This is a genomic window from Streptomyces colwelliae (assembly GCF_048158785.1).
GTDB lineage: Bacteria > Actinomycetota > Actinomycetes > Streptomycetales > Streptomycetaceae > Streptomyces.
This window is the reverse complement of sequence record NZ_JBLTJC010000712.1, coordinates 1-2256: the sequence shown is the minus strand read 5'-3', so window position 1 is coordinate 2256 and position 2256 is coordinate 1. Positions and strand designations below refer to the sequence as shown.

General features: G+C 70.3%; 2 protein-coding genes. One reads left to right on the top strand and one right to left on the bottom strand.

Going from position 1 to position 2256, the window contains the following annotated elements; all coding sequences use genetic code 11:
• Positions 1 to 128: 128 nt before the first annotated feature.
• Complete coding sequence (locus tag ACNFOC_RS53510) at positions 129 to 482, top strand: VOC family protein (protein WP_416966187.1); 354 nt, start codon at positions 129 to 131, stop codon at positions 480 to 482.
• Positions 483 to 533: 51 nt separating this feature from the next.
• Here the strand turns inward: ACNFOC_RS53510 and gnd are convergent, their stop codons facing one another.
• Positions 534 to 1973 (bottom strand): NADP-dependent phosphogluconate dehydrogenase, encoded by a 1440-nt coding sequence (gene gnd, locus ACNFOC_RS53505; protein ID WP_416966186.1) that lies wholly within the window; start codon positions 1971 to 1973, stop codon positions 534 to 536.
• Positions 1974 to 2256 lie beyond the last annotated feature (283 nt).

Sequence of the window (2256 nt, the reverse complement as noted above, 5' to 3'; positions counted from 1 at the left end):
GTCCCCGTCCCCGATCCCCCCGGGCCCGGAACCCGTACCGACCCCGGAGCCGGGACCGCCGCTCACCTGAAAGCTCGCCCGAAACGGGCCACCCGGCACCGGCCCCGCCGTCCTGGCAGGATGCCCCCATGGAACGTGTGCTGGGAATCGGCGGATACTTCCTGCGGGCCACCGACCCGCAGGCCCTGACCGCGTGGTACCGGGACTGCCTCGGCCTCGACGCCGACGAGCACGGTCTGTGGGGTCAGGAGGCCGGGCCGACGGTGTTCGCGGCGTTCGAGTCCGGGACCGACTACTTCGGGTCCCGGACCCAGCAGACCATGCTCAACTTCCGCGTCCGCGACCTCGACGCGATGCTCGCGCAACTGCGCGCCAAGGGCGCGGACGTGGACGGGGAGACCCAGGAGATGGACGGCGTCGGCCGGTTCGGCTGGGTCACCGATCCCGAGGGCAATCGCATCGAGCTGTGGCAGCCCGCCTGACCGTCTCATCGGCAGGCGGGCCCGGCACAGCACTCGGCACGGCGGGAGAGGTCAGCCGGAGACCTCCGAGCGGTCACCGCCCCAGAGGGTGTGGAAGGAACCGTCCCCGTCCACCCGCCGGTACGTGTGCGCCCCGAAGAAGTCCCGCTGTCCCTGCGTGAGCGCGGCAGGCAGCCGCTCGGCGCGCAGCGCGTCGTAGTAGGCGAGGGCCGCGGAGAAGCCGGGCGTCGGGACGCCCTGGCGGGTCGCGGCGACGACGACTTCGCGCCAGTCGTCCTGCGCTGCCGCGATCTCCTGCGCGAACGTCTCGTCGGACAGCAGGCTCGGCAGGTCCGCGCGGGCGTCGTACGCGGCGCGGATGCGGTCGAGGAAGGCCGCGCGGATGATGCAACCGCCGCGCCAGATCGAGGAGATGGCGCCGAGGTCGACGTTCCAGTCGTACTCCTCGCTGCCCGCCGCGATCTCGTGGAAGCCCTGCGTGTACGACACGATCTTCGACGCGTAGAGCGCCTGCTCGACCCGGTCCGCGAAAGCTCCCGCCTCGGATTCGCTCAGGGGCGAGGCCGTGGGCCCGGCGAGACCCCGCGAGGCCTCGCGCAGCGCCGCGTGGCCGGAGAGGGAGCGGGCGAACACCGCCTCGGCGATGCCCGAGACCGGGACGCCGAGGTCGAGGGCGATCTGGACCGTCCAGCGGCCGGTGCCCTTCTGTTCCGCCTGGTCGACGACCACGTCCACGAACGGCTTGCCGGTGGCCGCGTCCACGTGGGACAGCACCTCGGCGGTGATCTCGATCAGGTAGGAGTCCAGCCGGCCCGTGTTCCAGGTGCGGAAGATGTCCGCGATCTGCGCGGGGGAGTACCCGGCGACATCGCGCAGCAGCTGGTACGCCTCGCCGATCAGCTGCATGTCGGCGTACTCGATGCCGTTGTGCACCATCTTCACGAAGTGCCCGGCGCCGTCGGGACCGACATGAGTCACACAGGGCGCCCCGTCTTCGGCCTTCGCGGAGATCTTCTCCAGCATCGGACCGAGCGAGTCGTACGACTCCTTCGGGCCACCCGGCATGATGCTCGGCCCGTGCAGCGCGCCCTCCTCGCCGCCGGAGACACCCATGCCGACGAAGTGGATGCCCTGTTCGCGCAGGTCGCGCTCCCGGCGCCGGGTGTCCGCGAAGTGCGCGTTGCCGCCGTCGATGATCATGTCGCCGGGTTCGAGGAGCGGGGCGAACTCCTCGATCACCGCGTCCGTCGGCTCACCGGCCTTCACCATGACGACCAGGCGGCGGGGCCGCTCCAGCGCCGCCACGAAGTCCTTGGCGGTCTCGGCCGCGATGAAGTCGCCCTCACTCCCGAACTCCGCCACCAGGTCGCGCGTGCGGGACGCGGTCCTGTTGTGCACGGCGACCGTATAGCCGTTGCGCGCGAAGTTGCGGGCCAGATTGCGGCCCATGACCGCGAGACCCGTGACGCCGATCTGCGCTGAAGTGCTCATTCGGTTGGCTCCTAAAGATCAGGAAGGTCCTGACATCGGTGGTACCGGTCGTGCTCGCCAGTATTGCCCCACTGACCATCCTGGCCCGCCGGTACCCCGGCCGCACGTGCTGGCCGTGCAGAGTTGTCCGTCTTCTGCCGGTGTTCCACCAGCGCTCCTTCCGGGTACGCGGCACTCGTCGACAACCGTGCCAAGCCAGTGTTCCCCCGCTGGTTCGGCTATCTCAATCTGGTGCTCGGAGTTCTGCTCATCCCGGGCGCCTTCGTCTTCCTCACGAAGACCG

Coding starts and splice junctions, on each gene's coding strand:
- ACNFOC_RS53510 (WP_416966187.1), top strand. CDS start 129: ATGGAACGTGTGCTGGGAATCGGCGGATACTTCCTGCGGGCCACCGAC.
- gnd (WP_416966186.1), bottom strand. CDS start 1,973: ATGAGCACTTCAGCGCAGATCGGCGTCACGGGTCTCGCGGTCATGGGC.